The organism is Nocardioides iriomotensis (genome assembly GCF_004168035.1).
Lineage (GTDB): Bacteria > Actinomycetota > Actinomycetes > Propionibacteriales > Nocardioidaceae > Nocardioides_B > Nocardioides_B iriomotensis.
The window spans coordinates 1-247 of record NZ_SDPU01000006.1; the positions used below are offsets into that span (position 1 = coordinate 1).

1 pseudogene is annotated in these 247 nt (G+C 76.9%); it reads left to right on the top strand.

Going from position 1 to position 247, the window contains the following annotated elements:
• Nucleotides 1-247, top strand: a pseudogene (locus tag ETU37_RS23000) (HNH endonuclease signature motif containing protein); the annotation flags it as partial.

The following is a 247-nucleotide window of genomic DNA, read 5'->3' on the forward strand; positions in this document are numbered from 1 at the left end:
GTTGCTCGCCGAGGCGGTCGAGCTGGCCCACCGGCTACCGCAGACGTGGTCACGGGTCCGTGCCGGTGATCTGCCCGCGTGGCGGGCCCGGCGGGTCGCCCGCGCGACGATCGTCCTGTCCCGGGAGGGCGCCGGGTACGTGGACCGGCACGTCGCGCCGTTCGCCCACCGGGTCGGGCTCGCGCAGCTGGACCGGCTGGTCGAGGAGGCGCTGGTCCGGTTCGAGCCCGACCTCGCCGACGCCCGA